This window comes from Halobacteria archaeon AArc-dxtr1, from assembly GCA_025517425.1.
Taxonomy (GTDB): Archaea; Halobacteriota; Halobacteria; order Halobacteriales; family Natrialbaceae; genus Halostagnicola.
Genome location: JAOPJY010000005.1, coordinates 38,478 through 65,076 on the forward strand (window position 1 = coordinate 38,478; position 26,599 = coordinate 65,076).

The window sequence follows — 26,599 nt, forward strand, 5'->3', positions numbered from 1 at the left end:
TGCCCTCGAACTGTATGGTTCGCGGTAGAAATTAACCAACAAAACAGATGACTTCACGAGATGTTGGTTAATAGCTGCGCTGCCACCAGTTTATCGCCCAAAGCTCGTTTTCTCGCTACAAAGGAGTGTGAATCTCTCCAAACTGATCTCTTTTATGACCGCTAGAACGTATTTAGTGATCGCCTTTGGCCAGTTCCTTTAGTATTGATGAGTACGCCACTCCGATTGCTGAAACTCATGGCTGCACCCACTCGCTTTATCCATAATCGATGCCAATATCGAGGTCTTCGTACGTCCGGTTGAGCATAGCGAGTGGTGTACTAGTTTGCGCGCTGCGTCGTGCACGCGATCGCCTACTGACCGCGAGGCCATCGTCGTAGCGAACGTATCCTGCTTCTTCGAGCTTGTTGACTGCCTACCTGACCGTTTCGTAGTGTGTACGGAGGTGCTGCGCGACGCAGCGGGTGGAGTCACCACTTCCGAAAGCTGAGATTGACCAGTGGCATACCGGAACGTCGACTCGTTGGACAGAAACGAACGCACCGAGAAAAATGAACAAAACGAATGAAACGAACACACCGGGAAACGAGTTTAGTGAATCTCACGGCTGACTTGCTCTTCCTCACAAGAAACGAATGAAACGAGCGTAACGGCCGCATTGATTAAAACGAATGAGTTTCGTTCAGTGAGAATAACGAACGGTGGGATTTAACAGGGTGGTATTCCTTTCATCGAGCGAAACACTCGCACCGAACGCACCGACCATAACGAGCGAAACGAACAAAACGAACTCACCACAAGGCACGAACGATATGAGCGACACGAACACTTCACGAATCACCGTAGCGAATCAGAAAGGTGGTGCGGGGAAAACAACGGACGTCATCCACACTGGCGGCGCACTTGCCGCGCGAGGACACGACGTACTCCTCGTCGATATCGACTATCACGGTGGACTTACATGCTCGCTTGGCTACAGCGATCTGTATTACAACACCGACCGAACCACGCTATTTGATGTGCTGGACTTCGATCAGATGGAGTCGGTGAACGACATCACCGTCGAGCACGAGGAATTCGATATTCTCCCCGCCAGTGAGAAGCTCGCTAACAATAAGAACATCCAGACGTTGCTCGAAGCGCCCAAGAGTCGAGAGCGTCTAGGAATGACTCTCGACGAACTCGACAAGGACTACGACTACATCGTCGTCGACACTCCTCCGTCGCTCAATGTTCTCACCGATAATGCTCTCGTCGCGACGGGCAACGTTATCATCCCAGTACTCCCTGAGAAGCTCAACGCCAATAGTCTCCAGATTTTCGCGAAACAGCTCCAGTCCCTCGAACCAGCCTACGGAGACGTCAACCGCCTCGCGATCGTGTGCAACCGGGTCGAGCAGAACGCCGAACACCGGAGAACGATCGAGGAAATTGAATCTGCCTACTCGTTGCCTCTCTTCGAGATCCCGAAGCGGACCGACCTCTCACAATCGATTGGTGAAGGCGTGTCAATCTTCGGCTTCAGCAAGGAGAACAAGCGGGTCGAAGACGCCCGCTCGCTATTCAACGACATCGCTGACCTGCTTGACGAGACCTTTGAGAAAACCCCGCCGACGGAGGTTGAAGCATGAGCGATGATTGGGGAAGCGCCTCGGGTATCGAGGGTAACTACGATGACGACGAGGAGGCGGAGGAAACGAACGAGACGAGCGAAGTGACCAAGACGACTGAAACCGGTTCATCGACTGTAACACAGGAAACGAGTTCACCGAACAAAACGAAGGAAACGAACAAAACGAACATTAAAGATGAGTGGAACGGCCGGACCATCTACATCCCGGATGGTATCCTCGACGACCTGGAGGACACGTACCTCGAATCCCAGCTAAAACTTCGGAAAGCAGGTCGTAACGAATTCAAGAAGAACCGGCATTTTTACCCCCTACTCGTCCAGTTCGGCCTCGAAGCGCTCTCAGATGCCGACGCCGACGAAATCCAGGATCGGCTCTCCGACATCGCCGACGAGTAACTCTCGACAGACCGATGAACCACCCTGTTGCTGGCTCTCTCACTGACTGTACTGGGGACTGTTATCCAGTAAGGGAGCGATAGAGTATCACGAATCGAAGAGCCTGACCAGGTCATCACGCATTTCATCCCGTCGATGGCGACGTCGCTCCGGCTTCGCGAGGTAGTTATCGAGGACAACCTCGGCTGATTTCGATCCCTGCTCTTCCGCGATATCCTCGAACCGCTCAGCCACCCGTTTGACCGCCGCCCCATACGCCGTGTACCAGTATCGACGCCCCATCTTCGGCGTCGGCGCTGTCCCGTCGACGGTAACCCCTGCTTCCTCAGCGAGATCGCGGAAGTGCCGTCGGGCGGTCTCCGTTGATATATGACCGGATTTCGACGAGGATGATGGCAGTAGGTAGCCGTTCCAGTCGTCACTGTGCTCGTCGTGGAGATCGTCGATCCGCGACTCGAGTTCCTCGACGCCGACCAGCAACGCGACCGTTCCTGGTCCGTTTTTGCGGTCATCCTCACCAAAGTCGATGTACGGGTCCGGCCCCTCGGGGTCGTCCTCAGCGGGTGTGAGCGTGAGTTGGCGTGTATGAAGGCCACAGATTTCGCTCGGCCGCAGTCCCCACCCGCAGACGCCAACGACGAGAAGGCGGTCAGCCGGCGTCTCGGCGGTCTGGTAGAGCGATTGAATCTGGTTGGCGTCGAGGGAAGGATTATCCCAGTCGGGTGCTGAATCCCACCCAAATCGACGTTCCAGCCGCGTCGTCGGGTCGTAGTCAGCTCTCCCGAAGTCGACGCGGTGCTGGTAGAACTGCCGGACCTCTTGGACGTACTTTCGTCGCGACGCGTGCGTGTTCAGCGTCTCGTCGAGCCGTCGGAGGACGTCGAATGTGTCCGCGACCCGGTTTTTTTCCTCGGAACTTCCCTGTTCAGACTGGAGTGGTGAGAGCAGATCGGCGGTGTCGTTCACCTGCTGGTAGGTCTCGATGTAGCGGCGAAGGACCGAGCGCCGGGTCGCGACCGTTGATTCGGCACGCCCCTGTCGGTCCCAGAGCTCACGTAGGTAGGATTCGAGTGCTTGGCGTGTATCCTGATCGTCGACGAACGCGAAGGGGCTCTTATCTTCGTCGTCGTTTGGTGGAACCCCGATCTCGGCGTAGAAGTCCCCGGGTGAGAGGTCGAAGTTCCGGGTGAGATGTGCGATGAAGCCCCGATAGTGGTCACTGAGCCACGCGTAGGTCGGTGTCTCGCAGTCGGGGTCGAGTCCATCTGCCCGCATCTCTTGGACGATTTCCTCCTGGTAGAAGGTCTCGCAGTCCTCGAGATCCATCGTGCTGTAGCGTGGTGAGTCGGTGGTAGTTTCTGTGGACATGGGTGATTGCGGTCCTGACGGGGCGCTGAATCGAATGTTGTAGTGTCCGCGTTTCTCAGTTGGACGAGTGAAACCGCGATGGGGAACGCGACTCGCTGCGTGCACCCCTGATTCTAAGCCGGGTGTTCTCAGTGGATACACCGTTACTCCTTATCCACTTATACTTTGTGTGGTGTTGTTTTCCAGTCCAGAAAACCACAACAACACAAAATTCCTGACTCTGATGCTCTCAGGGAATAAACTCTATGCCACTATACTATTTTTCTCGTTGAGCGTTGCGAATACTCCCATATCTGTGCACGAGATCTCCGCTAATCTGGGTCTACATCTAGATTTCGAACACAAATAGGACACTCACAACTGCCACTCATTTGTCGAGTGGCAGTTGTGTGAGGAATTCTGAAGAAAGTTGGTCGTTTGGACAGCGATGCCTCTCACAAGGGGCAGACACGGAGTGGGTTTCACAGCAATTCAATCAACCTCCGATTGAGAAAGCCACGAAACCGCGGGGCCGTGACCCGCGGTTTCGTGCGGAACTCGACGATATCGAGTACTGTCTGAACGAGGAAGTCTACCAGCAGCCACATATCGTACAACAGGACGGCGAAGCCGAAGTGGAACAACCGCACTGAGAAGTTCCTCGAAGTCGTCCACGGTGCGAACTCTTTGATGCTGCTGTAGGCGTTTTCGATTCCGCCCCGCCGGGTATATCGTTTGATCTTCTTGCGAGTCTGGCGACGATCGAGACCAATCTCGTCGTTCACGGCGAGATTGGTCAGGAATACCTGGCACTCATCACGATCCTCGTCCGGTGGCAGTCCAACCAACGTCGTCTCTGCCCTGCTATTGGTTACTCCATTTTTCACTGGACCGTGCATTGCGTGCTCTTCTTTCACCATGACTTCGTCGCCCATTCGCGCGATGAACCGCTTGACGCGGTCATCGCGCTTGGCTGGAATCACATAGAAGAGGTTCCGCTCCTCAAGCGCCGATACGACGTCTGTCGCGTGGAACCACCGATCTGCATAGACTCGCCACACGCTAAGACGAGCTCGGTTTTCGACGATGTCCACGAGCCGGCGGACGATCCCGCCGGCTCGGTGAGACTTGTCTTCGCCAGGATACGCTTCAGGATCGTGATTATCGGCGTTCCCGACTGGGACCATCGCGACCGCGAACTGAACGTTGTCCCCGACAACGTTCGCAGTCGCGAACTTGTGACACCAGTCGTACTCCTTATCTTCGGGCGCTCCTTGCACTCGAACCAGTTCCTCGCGCTCACCCGAGTAGGCGACGTAGGTCATATCGATCGCGAGCATGATCGGCCGCTCGAACTCAACAGATGGCTTGGCCCGCGTCAAGACGCGGGTCAAGCCGTGATTGACCATCTCCGCAATCTCCGACGGTTCGAGGTCTTTAATCGCCGTTAACAGGGTTTCTCCAGTCGGTCCATCCTCGAAGAACGGATCGCCGAGGTCAGGATCAGGATTAACCTGATCGCCGTAGGTCTCGGCACCGCCGTTGGCGGCGGTGCCTGTGATCCCGAGTAACGTCTCTAACCGCAGCAATTCCTCGTCGTCGTAGATAGATCCGCTTGGACGGTCAAAGTCGAACGCTGGGAACACGACGGTTGTGAGTTCGTTGAGGAGTTCGCGAGTTTTTCCTCGAATGAGTCGGTTGACCGTACGCTTCGAGGAGCCCGCGGGCTCCTCGCAAGCGTCCTCTGTGTATGGCGAACCGATCGGACTGCCTCGCCTAGCGGCAAGTGTCCGAATTTGGCGTACACACACCGCGATCGTCGTCTGTAACCCTTGGAAACGGCTTTGTCGCGCACGCGTGATCGTGCTTCGATCAGGGATATCAGTCGGATCAAATCCAAGCGCAATGGCGACCGACGAATCGGTAGTAAGCGTCCGATGCACGGCAGCATCGGACGCGTCCTCGAGTTCACGGAGGAGAACCGTCCGAAGCATTGGTTCGAACGGCTTGGACTCGTGCCACTCTGGGTATGCGTCGTCTCGTGTGTAGGAACTGAGATCGAGATGAGAGACGAGATCAACCGCAGAGGCCGTCTCGTCGACGACCTCTGCGGCCTGCTTGGTCAACGGATGCCAACCGCCTGAGAGGGAATCGTTATTTTGGAGGCGCTCATCAACGGATCGTGGGTCGCGGCTGTCTTCAGCAGCCGCGACCCAATCTGACCGATTTGTGACCACTCGGGGGACTGTTCGTCCCCCATCGGTCAGTGTATCGATGTATCCCGTGCACAGATTCTGTCGTTCGCAACGCTACTCTCGTAGTCAGTTGTGAATGACGCCGGAAGCGTTCACGAGATCTCCCAGTTACTGCGAGTTTACAGATCTCCGAGTAGATCTACCAGTGCCCGATGAGCTAAACCCCTGCTGGCAGTTCCGATTCTATCTCATCAATTGTTTTATATTCTCGGTCAGTATTTATTACCCCTATCTCTAGGTATCCGATTCGTTGAGCAACCGCGACAGCTAGTTCTCCATCAACAATGCGATACTCACCAGACGGACGTAGCTCTACGATTGGAGCGGGAATAGGTGGATAGCCCTTTTCACCGAGATCGGTGAGAAATGCCCTAAATTGGAGGTCAGGTATGTTTGGGTCTTCAATATATACTGGGGGGATCGACATGTTCGTAGATTTTCCATCTCGGACGGGTAGGAAGGCGATAGCAGGTTTCTTTTCGGAATTAGATGCGATAATTTGCTCGAAGACTTGTCTAAATTCACAAAATTCGGGGTAGTCGCTGGTCGGATGTGCAAGTTCCTCGAACTTCTCATAGTCCGCCTGAGAATAGGGTAACTGATTCATCATCCACTTCTTCCGCTCGAACATCGTCCAGTCCCCATCACAACTGTGTGGATTCGGATGATGAACGGCTGCGATACAAAGATCACGTTCAGTATATTCAGGTAGTGAATTGTATTGTTGTCCTTTGTTTAGGACCGTCTGAATGTTCTCCACCAGGGTCTCCCAGAAGTCATCTGGGTGTTCTCGATACTCGATGTGTGTTGCCTCGTGAATTAGCAGGAGCAGGTTGACCTCTGATGAGACTGCTCTCCACTTCTCAATGCTAATTAGTAAATGAAGATCATCGATTCCAGAGTCTAAGCCACCGTACAGAGCACCAGCACGTTTCCCTTCCTTGTCCGTCCCTTCCTCTTCTTCTATCTGGATTTCAGAAAAAAATTTGACGTGGATGTTATCAGAGGTGGAATCATCAATCCACCGGCAATCCGGGTAGCAGAGTTCAACGACCTCATAGAATGCATGATATATTTTTTCTTGTTCTGGGGAAGTCGGGGGGTGTGTTTTATCATACGGCATATGGTTACTGTGATACTGTTCATCTATCGGATAAGTGCTTTTGGGAGATTCCTAACATGACTCAGACTGAAAGTACTAAATGAAGGTCGTGAATGTTCCATGTCGTTCGCAGCTACAGTTGCTCCTATTGTTCTGATTTGCCGAGCAAAAAAAAATGTTAGACCCCAATCCGCGATAGTAGGGGGGTTTAAAAATCGAGAGTACATTGACAGGTACAATGAGCAGTACGACGGAAAAGTGGGAGTTCGAAAATGCCCCTCCAGAATCCAAGGAAGTGGCCCAAGAGATTCTCGAACGGGTTCAGGAACGCCAACAGCATCTGAAAGCGGAGACGCCGACGGACCAACAGCAGAAGCTACGGCGGATGAGTGATGAGATCTTGAAGAATCTTGATGATGCCTCCCAAGTCGTCCCTGAACTCCTCCAGAATGCTGATGACGTCGGTGGTGAATGTACTGCAGCCACACTTCGCCTCACGGAGGAGGAGTTCAACATCGAGAATCACAAGGAGCCGATGACGGCTGACCAAGTCGCCGCACTCGGCGAGTTTACAGCAAGTACGAAGCACGACCTCTCGTATATTGGCCACTTCGGAATTGGATTCAAGACGATTTTCAGCGTCACCGACAATCCACAAATTGAGACAGGCTATTTCGCGTTCCAGTATGACAGGGATGACCCGGAACTGCCTCAAAAACAACCCGGTGACGACCTCCCGTTCGAGGGAACCAAGGTTCGACTTCCGTTCAAACCGGACCTCCCAGATACACGCAGGAAGGCACTCAAATCAAAGCTGGAATCGATCGAACGGTTACTCCCATTCCTGAACAATCTAGAAACGATTCGTGTCGAGGTTGAGGGGGAGACGACTACTTACGAACGCAGGGAGACCCAGAAGAACGTCCACGAGGTACGGAAATCCTCACCAAATAGTGATGAGTCTTCGAGTATCGATCGGTATCGGCTGTTTACTACCGTTTTAGACTCCGATAAGGAGACACTCGAGATGATCGCCAAGGAACGTGATTTTGAAACGGCGGATCTCAACGACCGATCCATTGAACTTACAGTGTCTATCGCGATCCCTGTCGACGAGTCAGGAAGACCGATATCCCATTCTGATAGCCGACTCTTCTGTTATTTCCCCGCGAGTCAAACGACTGGATTGCCGTTCGATGTGCAGGCGGATTTCCTCTTGAAGTCTAACCGCCAACAGATTCGGCCGGGACATCCACTGAATGACCGATTCCTGAGAGCTGCAGGCGAGATACTCGACACTGCAATTACCACGTTCCATGCCGAACAGGTCGCCTCAGAGACGATCCTCGAACTTATTCCGGACCCAAATCCGGCGCAAGATCGCCCTGCATATCTCACTCCGCTTCTTGACCATGCCTACACGCAGATAGAGGGGCAGGCAATCGTCCCGAATGAGTCGGGGGACCTCTTTCAGCCAAAAGAGATCGTCATTCTACCGGAGGCACTACGGTCGGTACTTCCGTTACAGGAGTTCGCGAATGCATATGGGGATGTCGACGCTCATCCGACTCCCGACCTAGGTAACGAGATTTACGACCGACTCTGTGCTCTCGATGGGACGACAGACCTCTCTGTTGCCGAGACGCTCGAACAACTTCAGGATATGGTCGTCCTCGATGACCTAACAATTCCAGAGATTATCAAATTGCTAGGGGCAATCGAGGAATATCTTAGTGGGAATTCGTTTTCGAGATATCCGTCTACCGAGGAGAGAAAGGAAATCAAGCGCATCGAGTCAGCACTCCGATCACTTGCAATCTTCCCGTTCCAAGGTGGAGATGAACCGGGTGTCCGGGAAGCACTAACGGATGTTGGAGACAACATCTACCTTCCAGCGCAACAGAACGAATCTGCATACGAACCATTCTATGAGGATCTTGACCTACTGAGTGGCGAGTTCGTAGCGGAGTTGGAATCGACCCAGACGGTCTCTAAATCCACAGCCGGACGTGCAAAGGATCTCCTTTCGGAGCGGTTGGGAATCGATTCCCTCCAACACAGGGATATTGTACGTAATGTCATCAATGAGGCATACTCGGAGCCAGAAGCCCACCGAAATGAGCTTCTGGATGACTATCTCAGATACATCAAGAAACGATCCGGAACCCTAACCGAGATCGCAAAGATTCAGCTCAGAACAGAGGATGGCGAATACGCACGACCAGAGGACCTCTATCTCCCCTCGGAGTATAACGAAGGCCGTTACGATTCAAGTCTTGTCTTAGGCACGCTCACCTCTAAAACACCGGTAACGCCCTCGTATATCGATGGTGACGACACCGGCGGTGGCGTGGATGGCGGTGAACAATCTTGGCGTGAGTTTCTTGCAGAACTTGGTGTCCAAGACTGCATTCACGTCCATAAGAACCCTAAACACTGCAATAGAGTTACCTTTGATTCTGAGGAGGAGATCCAGGATTTCCTCGACGAGCATGACGATGAGGGCACAGCTATTCGAATCGATACCGATCTAGCGCCCTACAATGGCCGAGGATGCAGTTGGATGAAACGAGAGAATGCCCAGCATGGACTCGTCGACTACGCCTTGGACGAGGAGGTTACACAAGCGTTCAGAGACGCAACCGAGACAAACACTGGATTTGGTCGGGAGTTCGCCCGAATGCTCGATACGTACTGGGAAGACACCTACAGCGATTGCTTCTATCGCGACTACTGCTATTCTATTCCAAATAACGGGTATGAGGTAAAAACTGAGGACAGTGCATGCCCGACGACGTTTGGGCAGCTACTTCGATCCGTCTCATGGCTTCCGGGAGGCGATGGAGAACTCCATCGACCAGCTCATCTATTTCAACGGAATTCTGTCACCGAGGAGGCTGACGTGACTCACATTGCCGAAGTAATCGAATCTGTTTCGGCGGATCTTCTCAATACACTTGGAGTTCGTGATGATGTCGGCATTACGGAGCACCAAATCGGTATTGAAAGACTGGTCGAGTCTCGCAAGGAACGTGATGCCGACGAATTGAACCGGGAGATTCGCTCCCACCTGCACTCGCTTGCGAAGCAGATCAAGACCGCACCCGAAGGAAAGCGAAACGAGGTAATTGATCGTCTTCGAGAGTGCGCATTTATCTACATCCCAAATGCCGATCCTGCGTTCCGAACACCCGCTGAGGTCACATGGAGTGGGGACTTAGGCGACTATGTCGTCCCGATTAAAGACGAGTATCGAGGATTCCAGGACCTCTTCGTCGACATTTTCGATATCGGAATTGACCCTGCACTGGAAACGTATATCGAGTTTCTCGCACAGGCAGATGACGACGCGTGGAGCACCGTCGAAGAGGCATGGCGATCTATCGTGAATCAAGTCGCTCACAACGAGTCAATAGACCGCGAGCTAGACGACATCGCCAATGAGCTTGCTGCAGCCGATGCACTTCCGAATGCTAACGAGGAACTTGTCCAGTACGACGACATTGAATTCGTTGCGCGAGGACCAGGGTTTACAGAAATGCTACCGAATAAAATCGCGGCAAAAGTAGTCTTCCCGTGGTATGACGCTCGATACAGCCGTGGGAAAGCTATCAATCGGTTAGTGGCGGTTCTCGATGCTGAACCACTTGAGACAGCTCTGACACAGGAGGTCGCATATCCGGAATACGAAATCGGTGGTGAGTGCCTATATAACGAATTTAAGGAGTCTCTCGATGTTGGCTACAGCGTTCTAGAATCCAGGGAACAAGGAGCCGCAGCGGATCTACTCGCATCGACTTCCATGTACACGGTTCAACGTCCATCACGTGTTGCATGTAATTACTATCTCAATGGGCGGCGAGCAGTCTCAAATCACGAAGAAACGATTTTCATCGATGAAGATGCCGAGCATGTGCTCCTTGCGAACGAGGACGTCGCACAGCTCGATCTCATCGATTCGCTGGCCGCCTCTCTCGACCTCACTGGTGCCGACAAAAATCGGTATACTCAGTTATCCAAGGGGGCGATCGGTAAACCAGAAGGACTCATCGAAGCCTATCTCGACGGAGAAGCGATTCAACATTCTTCGATTGTGGATGATTATCCAGCACTCTCTCAGAGTCATAGCTCCCCCCAAACTACGCCTGATGAGAACAGTGTGAAGGATACGCAGAATGCCAACCAGAATGATGGAGATAATTCAGAAGCCGGAACAAGCAATGATAGACAAGGTTCTGAGCCACAACCAACCAGTTCTCTGAACCAATCCAAGAAGCCGAGTTCGACAAACGATCGAGCAACTGGTTCGGGACTGTCTTCCAGTTTGCCGGAATCACATTCCTCCACGAACGGAAGAACAGGAGAAAAGAGGTCGTCTCTGCGCCAGTCTCAGGGAGCGGACTCGACTTCATCTCAGACTGAACGAGACGGGAATCCATCGTCATCGGGTGACTCAACTCGTACAAAACAAGCCCATACAAGTAATTCGAAGAACAAGCCCAGAAACCACCGAAAAACCACGGCAAAGGCAAAACAGAACGGATCCCATGGCGGGTGGCCCGGTGGAGGTGGGGGACAAGCCAACGAAATTGGAGATGAGGGTGAGGCCTTTGCGATGACTCATTTGAAAAGGGTCATTACGGACTATTTCGACTCCGAACCAACAGTCGACGAATCATCGTCCGTCATCAAACTCTCAGGCAAGTACGATTGCGAGCGATGTAACGTCAAGATTCGTGATGTATCGCGCGAGCGCGGGCGTGGCTATGATATTCACGTTGGTGGTGCTGCTCTTGTCTGGAATGGGGACACTCTCGCAGTAGAATCAATTGGCGACGGCTTAGAGGCTTGTATCGAAGTGAAGGCAACGAAACGACAGGACCGCCAGTTTGGAATGACAAGGCATGAGCATCAGGTCGCCCAGAAAGAGCATGGCAATTATTTCGTCGTTCGAGTCATCAATGCGCTGGATGATCCAAGCGTCACAACGGTTTTCGATGATATTCCGGAAGTTGAAGAGGCTGAGGGCGAGCGGCTAACTGTTGTTCCCTCCAGATTCATCGTCAAGTTCTGAAGCCACCCCATTCCCGGTAAACTACTGGCCTATGGCCGTTCCGGTGCGAATCTTTGAATCGAACAGCCAAATCAATGTTAAAGGCAAAGGGTTAACCAACAGAGGATGGTAGGTGCCCTTAGCGTTGGTTAATGATATTATTTTGAATGAAAGTCAGCTGATCAATCGCAGCTTTCGATTGATCTCGTCACAGGAATACAGCCGCCATGAATTGCACTGTGAATCCGATCCAGAGGAGCACCAGCCCAACAACTGGTAAGAACCATTCACGCTCAAACTCCCAAAGTCGCTGTTCCGATGATTTGAGCGATTTAGGTTCGATTGGCTCATCGTTTAGATAGAATGTTGTCATGCCCCCCATTCGGCTTATAGCATTCATATTGTAGCTCACAGTATGCCCTACTGCCCGAATTGTGGTAGCCAAGTCAAGGCGGTCCACCATTACTGCGGATCCTGTGGACAGGTGCTGTCCGAGATTGCAGAGTCAGAGAGCGATCCACCGATGGCGGTCGATAGGGAAGGATTCCTGTCACTGCGATCGCTCTCATACGTCAATGAGCTACTGAAGGGAGAGCGAGAACTTGATCATGATTCTGTGTCCTACACGCAGTTATCCCGAGAGGTGAGTGCTGCGTTTGCGGATTTCGCTCGTCTTGCAATGGTCAATGATCTCGATCTGCTTCATCTCTGGGCAGCCAGATCGAACACGGATTCGTTGAGTATGTCCGTCGACAACATGAACAGCAATCAGTTCCGAGACTGGCTCGCTGCGATTGGGTTAGGGCGAACTCTTCAGATGTACGATGACGCACTCCACACTGAGTTTGAGGATGAGTTCAACGACCGACTGCAGAAACTGATCGACTTTGTGAATGAAGAACTCGACGAAGAGGATATTTCTGAATAGGAAGCTACAGCTGTCTGGCTGTCCATATCCCTCGGCCAGAGCGGTTTTGAGATCAAAGCTGGCCCGCTGAGGACCTCTATCAAATATTGAGGCGATCATCAGTATCCAGATCGATGGGATTAGTCCGGATAGTCCGATCTTAGTATCCATTCCGGAGTTTCAAAGTGCGTTGCATCATTTGAACTCGAATTTCATATGAGAACATGACTTTCATTACTCCCTGTATATTTAAACAGGGATAGAAGAATGTCTTCTAAAACAATTTATTTCTAGAAACATTTAAGAAATACAGAAGATATATGCCCTATCCCGACAGGCTAGCGTTTGGTAATAAATGAGCGACTCGAGGAACCGAAATCGAAAATTCTCACGAACAGGTTGCAGTCGATACAATCCGTTGAACAGTGGCTTCACCGCAAATCCGGACAGCGAGATGGCCCGATACAGATCTAGTAGAGGTCTGCTCTCCCAATGACGACAAGAGATCGTCCTACTGGTGAACAACAGAATTCCATTGCCCTTCGACAGCGAGTGGTACGTAGCGGATTCGCTTCGTTCCTTATCCTTTCACTTGTCGCTGTAGACCCCGTTTTGGCTCAAGACAGCGTCGTGTGTGACGCTGAAGGCTTGCCAGATATGATCTCTGGATTCTTCCAGATTACCACTGCGCTCGGAATTATGGGATTGGTTGTGGTATGGCAGGCTGATTCACTCGTCGAGATGTTCACGATGAACATCGAGCAGAAAAAGAGCCTCAAACAGCACAAGCGGACGGCGATGAAGTCTGCAGTTATCCTCGTGATCCTCGGACCGCTGTATACGGTTGCTGGATCGGCGATGGGGCTTCCACTCGCTGAGTGTGTCGACCTCGTCCCGTGGTAACTCAACGCTACACTCTGGATCGTCTCTGATTCACTCCGCTCGTGCATCACATTCGTCCTCACATGGTTGCGGTGCTCGCTCTCGTTGCCGTCACGCTCGCGTTTGCAGGGGTGACTGCCGTGAGTGCCGATTCTCCACCACGACCGGGCACTGACGACAGTGAGTTAGACGTTAACGAGACGGCGACGCTCTGGTCGAAAGCTCCGAATGAGTGTCTCAGTGATGCCGAGTACGAGGAACGATACGATGAGCAGCGAACGGCCATGCAGGTACTCGGCAACTGCACGGATATCACGTTCAAAGAACCCCCAGATACTGCTGAACGCTGGACGGCATACGATTACGAGTCACTCGAGGGTGGCAGTACAGAAACCTCGATCTATCCCACACATGCAGAACTCTCGGATTCTGTCCTCATCGCCGATGCCCATGCGACGACGTTCTCGATCCAGCCGTCGACGAGAACACACATAGACGAAAATAGGACCGTTCACTACATCGCACCGGAAGGCGAACTCAGTGGATTCGTCGATTATCGCGTTCGCCTCGACAGCAACTCGTCGATCCAGAACCACGAAATCGACGAAGTCCGCCTCTTACACGATGGCGACGTGGTCGAGACCACAGGAGGGACACACACTCCGACATTCGAATATGCGTTCGATCGTGGTGGCCCGGCAACACTCACACTCGAGGCGGATATCAGCGCTCGAGTCGAACGCGATCGTGGCAACGAGACGGAGGTCATCACCGACCAGGTGACCGTCTCTCAGGACCTCGATGTGGAGGTTTACGATCTGCGGGCGTCGATCTACCACGCATCGTATCCAAACGGCGACAGCGGTGTTGCCATCTATCAGACCCAGCCGTGGCATGGGTACACGCTTTCGGATGATGGTGAGGCGAACGTCCGTGGTGTGTGGCGATACTACACGGCTCGAGACACCAACTGGGACGATCTCATACACTCAAGCCGGGATGGCCAAGAGACGACACACTCCGACGCTCTACCCGTATACGTCCACGCGTATCCATCCGAGCTAGGCCCGCGTTCAGAACCCATCCGCGATGGTCCCAACATTCTCGAGGTCTGGGGGTCAGAGAGTACGTCTCCAGAACCCTCGATTCACGAGAACGTCGACATCGACGTCGTCTCCGAGTCCTATACCCGTTCTTCCGGTCTTGCTCTCCGGTACGATGGCATCGATCGAGATGCTATCAGGGTCGACGGGATTGTTCGCGGTGTCTCAGCAGAAATCATTGAACCCGATGGAGGGTCGGAACGAGAGATACGCGAGAGTGACCTCTCTGTCGAAATCATCGAATCGAATGCGACTGCAGTAACGTTGCAGATCGAGCTTCGTGATGCTGAGACGGGGGCGCCGATCATGCTCGAGAGTCCGTTCGACAATCCTCGATTCTCACTGATTGGCGCTGCTTCGCGTGAGGGCTACATCACAATCGGCGATCAGGTGGTGCGGACGAACGCAGCTGGCATCGCAGAGATAACTGTTCACCAGCCGGGCATCTACACCGCAGAGTACCATCCCGGTTCGTGGCGCTCGCACAATCCAGCCTATATCGGTGATACAGTCACAGAAACGTGGCATCCGTTAGCCACCCCAACAGGCTGGTTCACACTGTTAGTCGATCTTATCCGGTATGCGATTCCCTTTGCTGTCGCACTGTACGCAGCGAAGCGGATCGGCTCTTTCTTGAAAATGAGAGATACGTTATGACAATTCAACAGACACCACTCGATAGACGCACCGTTCTCGGAAGCATACTCGTCGGGATCACTACTGGACTTGCTGGTTGTTCTGCGTTGAGTCCTTCTGATGACGACCCATCGACAGACACCGGTGGAGACATTCTCCAGAGCGTTGCGGTCGAAGGGGTCGAGTTAGTGATTGACCTCGAGCGAGACGCGATCGACCAACTCAACGTCGTCGCCCCCTCTGGTGAGCTATTTGCCAAGCGAACGATTGAATCAGGGGTGTCTCACACGACCATCGAGGTTGGAACGGACTATCCACCAGGAGAGTACGAACTCCTCGGTCTCAACGACGACGAGACAGTCGAGACAACGACAGTTACTCTCGAGCCTGATCTCGAGTTAACGGAGCTCCGGTTGGCCAGAGAGTATCCCGAGGAGATGTACGAGGGTGCGAGTGACTCGAGTACGGAAGCAGAGGCGATACTTTCTGTGACGAATCGGGGAACTGGACCAACCGCAGCTACCGCGCTTCGGTTCGAAGGTGATGTCCCGTTCCCGACACACGAGAGCTACGATGAGGCTGGAGAGAGTGGTATCTACGATCCGGAGAGCGACTTTGGAGCGGATGCAGAGTCAATAGCTCTCCCTGCAGGGGAGACAGTCCTGATCTACAGCAACACGCGACCCTTTTCGCCAGCGGGTACACGATCGAAATGCGATTCGGTTGGACAGGACGGTCAGTTCACTGTCCGCCTCTCTACAAGCCATGCCATAGGTCTCACTCTTGACTACGTTATCCACTATCTCGGTTCCTCTCCCGATGATTGTGGGATCAAAATTGAGAGGTCCTCGTAATGTCGTGGTCACTTTCTGATATCGGGATCAAGTGGTTCGAAGACGCGGTTGACAAGCTCATCGAATGGTTTCAGGAGGGATTGACAGATGGCTATGAGGCCGTCACGGCACAGGTTTTCGGCACGCCAACACCGGAGACGGATGGCGCCTTCGTGTTTGGTCAACCGTCGAACACACCGTGGGAAGAGATTCACAGTAATCTCGTTGCTGGGGAAATCATGCTCGTTTCCCTGTTGTTGCTCGTGATGTGTGTCCAGGGCAGGCATACGATCCGGATCTTCAATATCGGCAGTGCGTACGAGACGCGAAAGACGAAGCGCAGTGCCTGGACAGGTGCGTTCCTGATTGTAACGTGGTACTGGGTCGCTGTGTTAGCGCTCTATCTCGTCGACGGCTTCACCATTGCCCTTCTCCCAGACGTCTCGACGGTAACCGATACAATGGTCGACTTGCTTTATTTGACTGTTTCCAACCCAGCGCTTGCTCTCTTCCTCACTGGAGTTGGAGCTGTCGCCATGTGGATCTTGCAGGCGCTGTTCTTCCTTCGGGAGATTCTGTTGTACATTTTGATCTATGCGATGCCAATCGGTATCGCATTGGCCTATGGGAATCTCCCCGTCGTCTCTCACATCGCCCGCACGGTCTGTATGAAGTTCGTGCCGCTTGCGATCATGCCGCTTCCGGTGGCGCTGCTGTTCAAAGGGTATGAACTCCTGTTCAGTGAGGGGACGGACTCGGCGCTCGTTCCGGATAGTTCGTTCCTGAGCTACCTCATCGCGGTTACGCTGCCACTCCTTTCGATCCTCATCGTCTGGAAGCTGTTCAAGTATGCCAGCCCGATGACGACGAAGATCATCGGAGCGACGACCAAGGGCGCAGTAACAGCTGGCGCAGCCGTTGGGGCCGGTGTTGTTGCAGGCCCTGCTGCAGCAGCCACGACTGCGGCGTGGGGACCGAAAGCGGCTGCTGGCTATACGGCTGCGTCGAAGATGCGCCAAGGCGGTGGCTCATCCCAACAGTCTGGAAACTCGAGCGGCGGCAGCGGAGGACGAACCGACCACGATAACGTTGCGACAGACGCGTACGGCCAGGAAGGCGTCCCGGCGTACCGTCGAACTGAGAACGATCCGGGGTACTACTGAATGACACGAGATCACGATGCAGCGGGCCGTCGAATCATGGACGAACTGGGTGAAGAGAGTCGCATACCGATCCTGAACATCGGGGAGGGAGACGTCTACGTGCTTCTCGGCTTCCCGATTGCCGGTCTCCTCTTTGGTGGCCTCACGGGACTCGATGGTGCGATCTTACCGTTCGTCCTACTTGGTGTCGTCCTTGGTGGATCGATCGTCTACGCGTCACCCAACCATCTCCCGGCATCGACGTGGCTGGGTGACGTCTATCGCCACTACTGCAAGCGGCCTCGGTTCACCTACAGTACGGAGACCACAGCAGAGTCCACTGAAACGAGTACCGAAGGCGGACTCGTGAGCTACACGCCGTTCAAACCGGACGAGCGAACACAGGATCTCACGAACATCAGGCGAGCGTGGCCTGGTGCCGGGGCAATTGAGCGTTCGGATGGCGCGATGGAAGCCTATCTCGAGATCGATCCCGGGAACATGGACTTCGCGATGTCCGGTGACTGGGCACAGATCCAGCAACTTGGCGAGGAGTTCGCGAACAAGGAACTCGACTTTACGCTCAAATTCCACGCCACGACTCGGTCGTTCCCAGTCGAGAAGCTGATCGAGCGAATCGATGGGCGGCTCACTGACAGTGATGTCAAGCAGAACCCGATTTTCAAAGAGCTACTTGAGGAGTATCGCGAGCAACGTCCGCGAGACCTCGAGGGGACTCAACAGGTACGGTATTTCATCGGCGTCGAAGTCGATCCCTTCGAGGTCTACGATCGGTATCAGGACGAACAGTCGCCCGCTGAAAAACTCACCTCGTTTCCGGTGGTCGGTTTCCTGTTCAACCCGTTCGTGACCCGTCGCAACGACATGACCGACGCGGAGATCCGGGCGGCCATGTTCGAGAAACTCGAGAACCGCTGTCACGGTCTCCAGACGGAGTTCATCCAGAAGGCAGCAGGCTGGTCGGCTCATCGACTGACGACGGTCGAACTGTTCGTTCTCTCGATGGACTTCTGGAACGGCGAGGAACACGAGTATGGAGATGGAGCCGATGCGATCCGTGATCGTCCGGTCGTCGATCATCAACGGAGGGTCGATCAATGATCGAGGCACTCCCTGATCCAGGGACACAGGCTGGGCTTGCCCTCTACATCGGTGCAACGGCATTGCTCACACTTCTCGTGAAGTGGGGATGGGATCGTTGGCGAGCTGAAGACGTCGAAGAAGTCGAACTTGCAGATCTCCTCGAGGAGACGACCGTCGAAGACGGCCTCGAAGAGGGTCAGATCCTCGACCACATCGCCGAACACCATCAACACGTCGTGGCGCCGGCGGCGATCGAGTGGGATACACGTACCGCTCGCGTCGGCGATCAGTGGACGTCCACGCTTTACGTCGCGGATTATCCGGATTACCCGAAAGACGGCTATCTGACCGAACTCTTCGAGCTCACGGACGTTGAGTTCGATCTGACGGTCCATATCACTCCGAAGAGCCAGCAACAAGCTCGAGACGAACTCCAGCGAGTGGCCGACGACCTTCAGGCCGATGCTGACCTCGAGAGTACTGTTCGCGGGAGCTATCTTCAGGAGCGAGCCAACGAGGCGCTCTCGACGTACAAGAGCGTCGAGAACGGGAGTCGGGTGTTCGAGCAAGGCATGTTCATCACTGTTCGAGCGGAGTCACGTGACGAACTTCGTGACGCCGTCCGGACGGTTCGGAGCCGGCTTCGTGAACAACCCGCTGGGCTCTCGCCGAAGACAGCAATTTGCAAACAAGACCTCGCCATCCAGGCTGCAGCCCCAATCGGTCCCAACCCGTTTGACCGGGAGGCCACAGCACTCGGTGGTGCGGTCGGTGCGTTGCTCGCGTCGCCACACAACGCCACGATCCTTGAGGACGGCGGCGTCGAGTTCGGCGTTCACTGGAAGAACCAGAGTCCGGTCGTCATCGATCCGTTCGCTCGAGAGAACGGCTATGCGATGTTCACGATCGGTGACCCAGGCTCTGGGAAATCGTTCGGCTCGAAGCAGAACTTCATCCGCTCGATCGAACAAAGTGAGGATCGTATTGGAATCATCCTCGAGCCGCTGAACAACTGGGCCGGTGTCGCTGAAGCCCTCGGTGGTGAGCGAATCACGATCGGCGGGGAGATGGGTCTGAACCCACTTGAAATCAAGCCGACTCCCGAGCGTGTGCAGCGGGCGATGGGCAAGGACGCCAGTCCGTATCGTGAAAAGCTCGATAGCGTGATGAGCTTCCTCTCGAACTATTTCGCGCTCCGAGGAATCACACTTGGTGACCGCCGGACAACGTTGGAGACCGCGATCGAGCGTGCCTATTCACGCAACGGGATCACCGACGATATCGCGACTCATCACAACGAGAGCCCGACGATGCGGGATGTCCTCGATATCCTCGAGGAGATGGTCGAGACACCGACGGAGTATGTCGTACGGACGGATGAGGAAGCGACGAAGATTGGCGAAGACGCGACGTGGCTTATCGATCAGCTGCGACCGTTCGCAGAAGACGGCCGGTACGAGAATCTAGGCCGAGAGACCGAATTCGATATCCGCGACGAGAAGGTGATCTATCTCGACCTCGCCCAGCAGGAGGGCAGTCTCGGTGGGAGCACGAGTCTCATCATGCAGTTGCTGATCTCGTTAGTCTACGAGCGCGCAAAGGAGACGGACAAAGAGGTCGTCTTCGTCATCGACGAGGCACGCTACATCATGCAGGATGCGGCGAGTCTCGAGTACCTCGAGATTGTCTTCCGACATCATCGTCACCACAACCTCTCGATCCGACTCGTTACCCAGACTGTCGACGAGTTCTTCCAGCATCCAGAGTCCGAGGCGATCATCGACCAATGTGCGATCAAGCAGTTCCACCATCTCGATGGAATGGACCGCGAATGGGCCAACGAGTTTGGCCTCAATTCGGCACAGATGCGCTTCGTCCAGGAAGCTGTTCCCGGCAATGACCGGACGGGCTATTCGGAGGCGCTCGTCGGCGTCGACGGTGAGTGGCGGGGAATCGAAGTTCGAGCGATGGAAGACGAGACGGCAGTGATCGACTTCGATCCAAAATCCCAGTCACAGGCTGAGTTGCCAGGCCGTTCAGCAGACACACCTACAGGGCGATCTATGAATACTGATCCAGCAACCTCACACCAAATATCAACTCCACCACAGACTGATGGCGGTGAGCACGGAGGTGAGTCGGATTATGAGTAACGACGAGTATCTAAAAGTAACGCCAACGTCGGGATCACTCCGCCGGTCGGATATTCCAGCCACCCTTGAGAGCCTTCATAAGCTGTCGAACCCAGCGGCAGAGAGTTTCTGGAGCCGGCTGAGTCCCAGAGTGGACACAGCTCCACCGACGTTCGAATTCCTCGCTGCCTCTGCAGGTCCTGATGAACCAGTAGAGTTCTACTATGGGGTCAACCAGGAAGAACACCTCAACACACTTGAAAAGCGCCTCCAATCGATTTACCCGACCACGTTCACCGTGGCGCGAACAGAACTCGATCTTGAGCCGATGCTCGGATTGCAGACGGAAGTCTCGAACGAAGATACCTCCGAACAAGCGGAGCAGGAGATTTCGGACGGCGAACGTTCGGCTGATCTGGCCGAGTCCAACTTGGAAGAGATCGATGAGAATGATGGAGGCGATGAACGGATAGAGCACACACCGTTTGGTGTCGAATGGCTCGGTAAAGCCGGACGCAAAACTGACTGGATGACGACGATCACGCCGTTTGTGATCGACGAGCCCGATGAAGAGTACGAGTCAGAGCGCCCACCACTGTCTGCCGTTGTCGAAGTACTCCATGAGATGACGGTGCCGACCGTCTATCAAATTCTCTGGCAACGCAAACCCGACTGGCGAGACGACGCTGAAATCCGCCAGTCGAATCTCAAAGAGGGGCGCGATACGTGGTCAGAAGAGTTCATTGGCTCATGGTTTGAGCCTGTAGACGCTGATCCTGCCGATCGGGAACTGTCTCGGGAGACAGAAGACCGGATTCAGCGGATCGACAGCAAACACCCGCGGCGAACGTTTACGGTCAATGCACGGGCGGTTGCGATGGCCCGACCAGATGAGACCGATATTCGGGCGGAACTCGACCAGTTGAAGGCTTCGTTGGATCCGCTTGATGGCCCGTTCTACGAACTCTCCGGTCGGCGCGTTCGAGAGAAAGGATCCCTCGATCGGCAGAAAGCCAAACGAGCGCAGCGCCATCTCAAACGAGTTCTCACTGCCGAAATCGTCACTGGGGGCCGGAAAAAGCGGTTAGATCTTGTGTTCAATGCAGATGAACTCGCGAATTTGGTCGTTGTTCCAAGCGGTGACGATTTGACGGTCGAGGGCTCTCGTGGAGCGCGTTCAGAACAGCGCAGTCGCAATCCACTGCCACGACCGAATCCCGATTTGATGGCACAGTTCCGTGAGGGGATGGCGATCGGGTATGCACTTGATGAAAATAGTACCATCCAACCAGACCCGATACGGATTCCGCCAAATATCTTAACCAGACACTACGGCAGGTTTGCATCAACTGGGGCCGGAAAGTCGAAAGCCATCATCAATGATGCGCTGTCTCTCAGAGAGACGACAGGTGGACCGGTTATTATCGTGGATCCGAAAGGCGACGGGATGTGTGCGAACTATCTTCGCTGTCACTACGAACGGTTCAGCGGATTGGACAATACCTATCAGTTCTGCGTTCCCGAAACCCTCCCCGCTTTCTCTTTCTTCGATATCCGTTCGACACTTGAAGCGGGGTGGAGGCGAGAGGATGCAATCCAAGACAAGGTCGATCACTTCCACGACATCATGCGGATGGTCATGGGCCGCAAACAGTACGAACAGGCGTTCGTCGCCAACGAAATCCTCAGCTATCTCATCAAGGCGCTCTTCGACGAGGAATACGGTAGTGACGCTTTCGGCCTCGATGATCTCTTTGCGGCTGCACTTCAGATGCAACGCGAGCGGACAGTCCCTCCTGTCGCTGCCGAGAACCAAAATGTCGAGGAGTCGCTTACGCGCCACTTCGAGAAAGATGACCGTCAATTCCAGGTGTCGATGGACGCCGTCGGGAATCGTCTGGATAAACTCAGAGAAGATGCGCACCTGCGACGTATCTTCAGTCACGTTCCGGAACAGGGTGATGACGGCGAATACGTCGACAACCGATTTGACTTCCGCGAGTTCCTCGACGAAGATGCCACGATCTTGTTCGACTTGGGTGATCTCCGTCCGGAGGCTCAGCGAGCAATTACACTCCTCCTGTTGAGTAACCTCTGGGATGCGGTGCGGGTGCGTCGGCGTGATGGAAAGACAGACTACGAGAATCTCACCAACCTCATCATCGAGGAGGCAGCCCCCGTCGCCTCAACGAAACTCGTTTCGGAGCAACTGCTTCCCCAAGGTCGGTCGTTCGGTCTGAGCATGGGACTGGTGATGCAGTTCCCCGGCCAGGTCAGGAATCGAAGCGAGCGTGCCTACTACGAGGTCCTCAACAACGTCAAAACGAAGCTCATCGGGAACATCTCCATCGAGCGTGACCTCGCCGAGTCGCTGGCCCACGAAGACTTGAGTCCGACTGATCTCCGAAATCGAATCAACACGCTCCCCAGTGGAGAGTGGATCGCGCAACTCCCGAGCCCGTCATTCGGGGAGACGGGTCCAGCCCCATTCTCGGTGAAGCCACTTCCGATAGCAGCCGGCCATCCAGAGAGCGACGAGCCGCTCTCTGTCGAACAAGAGGGCCACTTCGAGACCGTGGCCCTTCCCCGGCTGTCGGAGCGTACACAGACCCAGTACGGACTTGCTGAGACCTCTAGCGAATCAGAGGCCGGAGACACCGAGGGATGGGGAAGTAGACCGAAGGAAGAACGGTCGACATCCACAGAATCGGCTAACCCTGTGGACACGACGCAGTCGTCGTTCATCGGACAGGCAACCAGTGGTTCAGTAGCCGACGACGAGGGAGAGAACAAAGCGGACTCCACCAACTTACTGTTTGGAAATCCCGAGTCAACTGCGTCAGAAGAGCCAACCGGTGAAGAGGAGGAGACAGCTGTCGACAAGAACGGATCATCGCCATTACAGTCGCCAGTACAGGCTGGTGGTGTAACCGTCCCAGATGACGAGCTTCGACGACGCGGACTCACTCATGACGACGTCCGATTCCTGACTCGCATCCTCGACGTGATGAATGGTGATGCCCCGGACCACACGCTCTTGGATTCGATGAGTGCGTTCAAGAACGACTTTGACGACCTGGACGTGCAACGGCTCGTCGATCAGGACCTGCTGGAGGAAGGACGAGCATGCGGTCGGAAGTACTATACCGTTCTCCCAGCAGGGCGCGAACTGCTCGGCCAGAAGCTCAAGGTCGGCCCTGGTCAGGGAGATATCGGTGAGAAGACGCCGCACAAGGTCGGTGTGAAGCTGCTCGAATTGTGGTTAGAAGCCCGCGACGATGTCGAGAAGGTCGAATCTTACTACGAGTACGATGAGGAGACGGTGTTCGACGTTGCCGGTCTCGATGCTGACGGAGAACTCGTGTGGGTCGGTGAAGCCGAACTCGCGAGTAATAATAAACACGCCCCAGTCGACGACTACGACAAACAGAGTCGGGTAGACGCAAACGTTGTCTGGGCGTTCAACAGACGCGAGACCGCCGTCGAGGTATTAGACCATCTCGCAGAGGCCGACCGAATCGAAAGCAGTGTGAGCGGCCGTGCAGCCCGATCGTTCTCCGACATTCGAGAGGCCGTTGAATCGTTCGACGCAGCTGGGCTGACGACGATTCGGAGCTTCAACAAGCTCGATCAGGAGTTCAACACATGACGTGGCGCCAGGCGACTCGCGAGGAGATCTACAGGTACTACACCGAGGAGTTCCCCTCGTACCGTGACGAACTCCCGTCGTTCATTACAGCGAAGGGGCCGAAACAGTACGCGCTTGCGTTTCGGGAACCCCACCCGGTCCGGAAAGATGGAGTCCCAGACAAGGACTTCATCCGACGAGATACGTGGCAGACGAACATCTCAGGTGAGCGGACCACGGCTGCGTTCCACGACTTCGACGACGTCCTCGAGTTCATCCGCCACCCTGCACGAAACGATCCACTCGGTCGGAGTGACTTCGCGCTCGCAGATCCCGACTTGCTCGACAAACCGGGCCCATGTCCTGATGCGGTCTACTACGCCCTCGATCACTGGGAACGGCCATGGGTGCTCCTCGTCGATATCGACTCGAAAACGATAGCACGAGAGCGAGCAACGCAAGCAGTATCGGACGAGAATGTTTCAGAGGATAGCGAGGCACTGCTCGATGCCGCGGGAATTCTCGAAGCAGACCCAGCAGGCTACCCGTATTCTTTCGAGGATATCGAACGGGCCATCGAGTACGGCTTCGAGGTGCGAGAGATCTTCGAGGACGACTTTAACGCCGAGGAGACACTGGTGGTGTACAGCGGCCAGGGCGTTCACGTCTATCTCCTCGATACTGATCCTTCTCATCGGTACGATGCCAAGAGTCGAGAAGTGCTGAACGATCTTTTGCAAGACACCTACGAGATACCCATCGACCCAGTGGTAACCGCCGACCGCCGTCGGGTTGCCCGGCTCCCCTACTCGTTGCACGCTGATGTCTGCAGTATCGTCACGCCGGTCGAGAGCCCGAACTTCGACGTTCGGTCTGCGACACCGGAGGTGCTCCAAGAATGAGCCGGTCGACGCCTGTCAAGGACGAGCGTGCCGCCTATCGCGTTGCGACGCTCCCGCTCGAATACGGCACAACCCGCATCAACCAGCTGTTCACGCGGGGCTACAATCGATACATCGTCGACGGGGAAAACCAACCAGTCGATCTGTTAAACGACCTCGAGCGGTTCGGGACAGCGGCGTTCAAGGAAGACGTCAGGGCCAATGCCGCAGAAGAGCCCTTTGTCGATGAACCGGGAACACTCGCCGTGCTCGCGACGTTGAGTGCGATCTGCGTCAAGACACACCCGAAGTTCGAGCACGCGCCGCCGCGAAAGGTGCAGGTCCTCTACGATATTCGCGAACTGTACGTCAACAACCTCGCCTCCCTCCTTCGAGAGTTCGGTGATGGGAGTCTTCAACAGAATATCGCAGAGGTGCTGTACGCGAAAGCCCCCGGAGAGGATGGTCCACACCCCGGCCGTGTTTGTACAGGAATCAAAGAAATGCCCGAGTTCGGTGAGGGGTTGTACCTCGAAATCCCGATGGCTGCGGCGTCGAGGAACTGCCTCGTTCACGCCGACACCGAGACAGGAGAGGCCGGGGAACTGCTCACTCGAGTCAAGAACAACTGTCTCTACGTGCCAGCCGGTGATTTCGATACGAAGTATCGCGAGTACGCCAGACGCGCGTTCAAGAAGCTCCTTCGAGTCCAAGAGGAGAACCTCTCCGAAGACCAGCTCACGTGGCTAACGACAAATGAATCGGCCATCACAGAGCGCATCGACCGCTTCATCGAGACAGGACACCACGAACGAATCTGGCGAGACTGGGACCCCGGTGAGCGAACTATCCGTGTGCTACGGGACGCGATTCGAGACGCTCCAGACGAAGTCACCACACTGGGAGAGTTCCACTCGGCGAAGGAGCTGTTTGAAGCAGTGGAAGCGTACGATCCGGAAGCGAACTGGAAGCGGGACGTATGTAATCGCATCTCGAGTCCTCGAAGTCTTGGGAATCTCCTTGCATCCCAACGCGACCACCGGAGCCTCACTATCCAACGGCACGGAAATACGAACCACTATCGGGTTCAGGAGTCTTCGCGTGGCGTCCAACCCCTCACTGTCGAGTCAATCGAAGACCTGTTTGAACTCCCCTGTATGGCGAACATGGCTGAACGCCTCCATGAGAAGAAACCAGTTCGGAAGGACCTGTATAATTTCGCCAGGATGGTGATGTGGTTGCCACAGTACCAGGATAGTGACCTCGAGACGATTGTTACGGACCTCAAGGACGTCTTCTCGCGGTGGCCGTGGTACGATGAACAGGTCACTGATTACCAAATTCGCTACGAGTTCTCGAATACGATCGATGGCGACACCCCGCTTCCGATGAACTGCGACAATGACGATCTGCAGCGGTACTGCATCGGACAGGATGAGTGTCCATACTCGATTTGGGGAAGTCTTCCCTTCCCGGATAAGATGTACGATCGGCTGGATGAGGCCGGGTCGGTAGGAGAAGAGTTCTAGCTCTGTTGGAATTCTCAATCGCTGATGATTCGTTGA

At 54.6% G+C, this 26,599-nt stretch carries 16 protein-coding genes; 13 read left to right on the forward strand and 3 right to left on the reverse strand.

The features are described from left to right. The first annotated feature begins 812 nt into the window (after positions 1-812). Both OB905_14120 and OB905_14125 read left to right on the forward strand, forming a co-directional pair. Positions 813-1,631, forward strand: coding sequence for a ParA family protein (locus tag OB905_14120; protein MCU4927100.1), 819 nt, complete (start codon positions 813-815; stop codon positions 1,629-1,631). Next, positions 1,628-2,029, forward strand: a complete 402-nt coding sequence (locus OB905_14125; GenBank protein MCU4927101.1) for a hypothetical protein — start codon at positions 1,628-1,630, stop codon at positions 2,027-2,029. Before OB905_14120 ends, OB905_14125 begins: the two co-directional genes overlap by 4 nt. Positions 2,030-2,116: 87 nt before the next feature. Here the strand turns inward: OB905_14125 and OB905_14130 are convergent, their stop codons facing one another. From OB905_14130 to OB905_14140, 3 genes are all read right to left on the reverse strand, one after another. Further along, positions 2,117-3,397, reverse strand: coding sequence for a tyrosine-type recombinase/integrase (locus OB905_14130; protein MCU4927102.1), 1,281 nt, complete (start codon positions 3,395-3,397; stop codon positions 2,117-2,119). 461 nt (positions 3,398-3,858) lie between these two features. Continuing rightward, positions 3,859-5,502 carry a transposase gene (locus OB905_14135; protein MCU4927103.1) on the reverse strand — a complete coding sequence of 548 codons (1,644 nt, stop codon included), beginning with the start codon at positions 5,500-5,502 and terminating at the stop codon, positions 3,859-3,861. Between the two features lie 286 nt (positions 5,503-5,788). Next, positions 5,789-6,754 (reverse strand): hypothetical protein, encoded by a 966-nt coding sequence (locus OB905_14140; GenBank protein ID MCU4927104.1) that lies wholly within the window; start codon positions 6,752-6,754, stop codon positions 5,789-5,791. Between the two features lie 217 nt (positions 6,755-6,971). On the opposite strand from OB905_14140, the gene OB905_14145 reads away from it, so the two are divergent. The 11 genes from OB905_14145 to OB905_14195 all read left to right on the forward strand — a co-directional run bounded on the left by OB905_14145 (position 6,972) and on the right by OB905_14195 (position 26,563). Then, positions 6,972-11,807: a DUF3883 domain-containing protein gene (locus OB905_14145; GenBank protein ID MCU4927105.1), complete on the forward strand. Its 4,836-nt coding sequence runs from the start codon at positions 6,972-6,974 to the stop codon at positions 11,805-11,807. Positions 11,808-12,201: 394 nt separating this feature from the next. Then, positions 12,202-12,714, forward strand: a complete 513-nt coding sequence (locus OB905_14150) for a zinc ribbon domain-containing protein (protein ID MCU4927106.1) — start codon at positions 12,202-12,204, stop codon at positions 12,712-12,714. Positions 12,715-13,245: 531 nt separating this feature from the next. Beyond that, positions 13,246-13,596, forward strand: a complete 351-nt coding sequence (locus OB905_14155; GenBank protein ID MCU4927107.1) for a hypothetical protein — start codon at positions 13,246-13,248, stop codon at positions 13,594-13,596. A 62-nt stretch (positions 13,597-13,658) separates the two neighbouring features. Continuing rightward, positions 13,659-15,335 (forward strand): hypothetical protein, encoded by a 1,677-nt coding sequence (locus OB905_14160; protein MCU4927108.1) that lies wholly within the window; start codon positions 13,659-13,661, stop codon positions 15,333-15,335. Continuing rightward, positions 15,332-16,168 carry a hypothetical protein gene (locus tag OB905_14165; protein MCU4927109.1) on the forward strand — a complete coding sequence of 279 codons (837 nt, stop codon included), beginning with the start codon at positions 15,332-15,334 and terminating at the stop codon, positions 16,166-16,168. Before OB905_14160 ends, OB905_14165 begins: the two co-directional genes overlap by 4 nt. Continuing rightward, on the forward strand, positions 16,168-17,310 hold the full coding sequence (locus OB905_14170; GenBank protein ID MCU4927110.1) for a hypothetical protein: 1,143 nt from the start codon (positions 16,168-16,170) through the stop codon (positions 17,308-17,310). Before OB905_14165 ends, OB905_14170 begins: the two co-directional genes overlap by 1 nt. After that, the gene (locus tag OB905_14175) at positions 17,311-18,411 is read left to right on the forward strand and encodes a hypothetical protein (protein ID MCU4927111.1); all 1,101 of its coding nucleotides are present in this window, start codon (positions 17,311-17,313) and stop codon (positions 18,409-18,411) included. It abuts the gene before it with no gap. Next, positions 18,408-20,546 carry a transferase gene (locus tag OB905_14180; protein MCU4927112.1) on the forward strand — a complete coding sequence of 713 codons (2,139 nt, stop codon included), beginning with the start codon at positions 18,408-18,410 and terminating at the stop codon, positions 20,544-20,546. The genes OB905_14175 and OB905_14180 overlap by 4 nt, the downstream gene beginning before the upstream one ends. Continuing rightward, positions 20,539-24,174: an ATP-binding protein gene (locus tag OB905_14185; GenBank protein ID MCU4927113.1), complete on the forward strand. Its 3,636-nt coding sequence runs from the start codon at positions 20,539-20,541 to the stop codon at positions 24,172-24,174. The genes OB905_14180 and OB905_14185 overlap by 8 nt, the downstream gene beginning before the upstream one ends. Next, entirely contained in the window at positions 24,171-25,055 is an 885-nt protein-coding gene (locus OB905_14190) for a DNA primase (protein ID MCU4927114.1), read from the forward strand. Before OB905_14185 ends, OB905_14190 begins: the two co-directional genes overlap by 4 nt. Further along, a complete protein-coding gene (locus OB905_14195; protein MCU4927115.1) occupies positions 25,052-26,563 on the forward strand; it encodes a primase-associated protein in 1,512 nt (503 codons plus the stop codon). Before OB905_14190 ends, OB905_14195 begins: the two co-directional genes overlap by 4 nt. Positions 26,564-26,599 lie beyond the last annotated feature (36 nt).

Bases quoted from the DNA above. Each gene is read 5' to 3' on its own strand.
- OB905_14140 (MCU4927104.1), bottom strand. From the start codon at position 6,754: ATGCCGTATGATAAAACACACCCCCCGACTTCCCCAGAACAAGAAAAA.
- OB905_14120 (MCU4927100.1), top strand. From the start codon at position 813: ATGAGCGACACGAACACTTCACGAATCACCGTAGCGAATCAGAAAGGT.
- OB905_14180 (MCU4927112.1), top strand. From the start codon at position 18,408: ATGATCGAGGCACTCCCTGATCCAGGGACACAGGCTGGGCTTGCCCTC.
- OB905_14170 (MCU4927110.1), top strand. From the start codon at position 16,168: ATGTCGTGGTCACTTTCTGATATCGGGATCAAGTGGTTCGAAGACGCG.
- OB905_14125 (MCU4927101.1), top strand. From the start codon at position 1,628: ATGAGCGATGATTGGGGAAGCGCCTCGGGTATCGAGGGTAACTACGAT.
- OB905_14175 (MCU4927111.1), top strand. From the start codon at position 17,311: ATGACACGAGATCACGATGCAGCGGGCCGTCGAATCATGGACGAACTG.
- OB905_14160 (MCU4927108.1), top strand. From the start codon at position 13,659: ATGGTTGCGGTGCTCGCTCTCGTTGCCGTCACGCTCGCGTTTGCAGGG.
- OB905_14190 (MCU4927114.1), top strand. From the start codon at position 24,171: ATGACGTGGCGCCAGGCGACTCGCGAGGAGATCTACAGGTACTACACC.
- OB905_14185 (MCU4927113.1), top strand. From the start codon at position 20,539: ATGAGTAACGACGAGTATCTAAAAGTAACGCCAACGTCGGGATCACTC.
- OB905_14145 (MCU4927105.1), top strand. From the start codon at position 6,972: ATGAGCAGTACGACGGAAAAGTGGGAGTTCGAAAATGCCCCTCCAGAA.
- OB905_14195 (MCU4927115.1), top strand. From the start codon at position 25,052: ATGAGCCGGTCGACGCCTGTCAAGGACGAGCGTGCCGCCTATCGCGTT.
- OB905_14130 (MCU4927102.1), bottom strand. From the start codon at position 3,397: ATGTCCACAGAAACTACCACCGACTCACCACGCTACAGCACGATGGAT.
- OB905_14150 (MCU4927106.1), top strand. From the start codon at position 12,202: ATGCCCTACTGCCCGAATTGTGGTAGCCAAGTCAAGGCGGTCCACCAT.
- OB905_14165 (MCU4927109.1), top strand. From the start codon at position 15,332: ATGACAATTCAACAGACACCACTCGATAGACGCACCGTTCTCGGAAGC.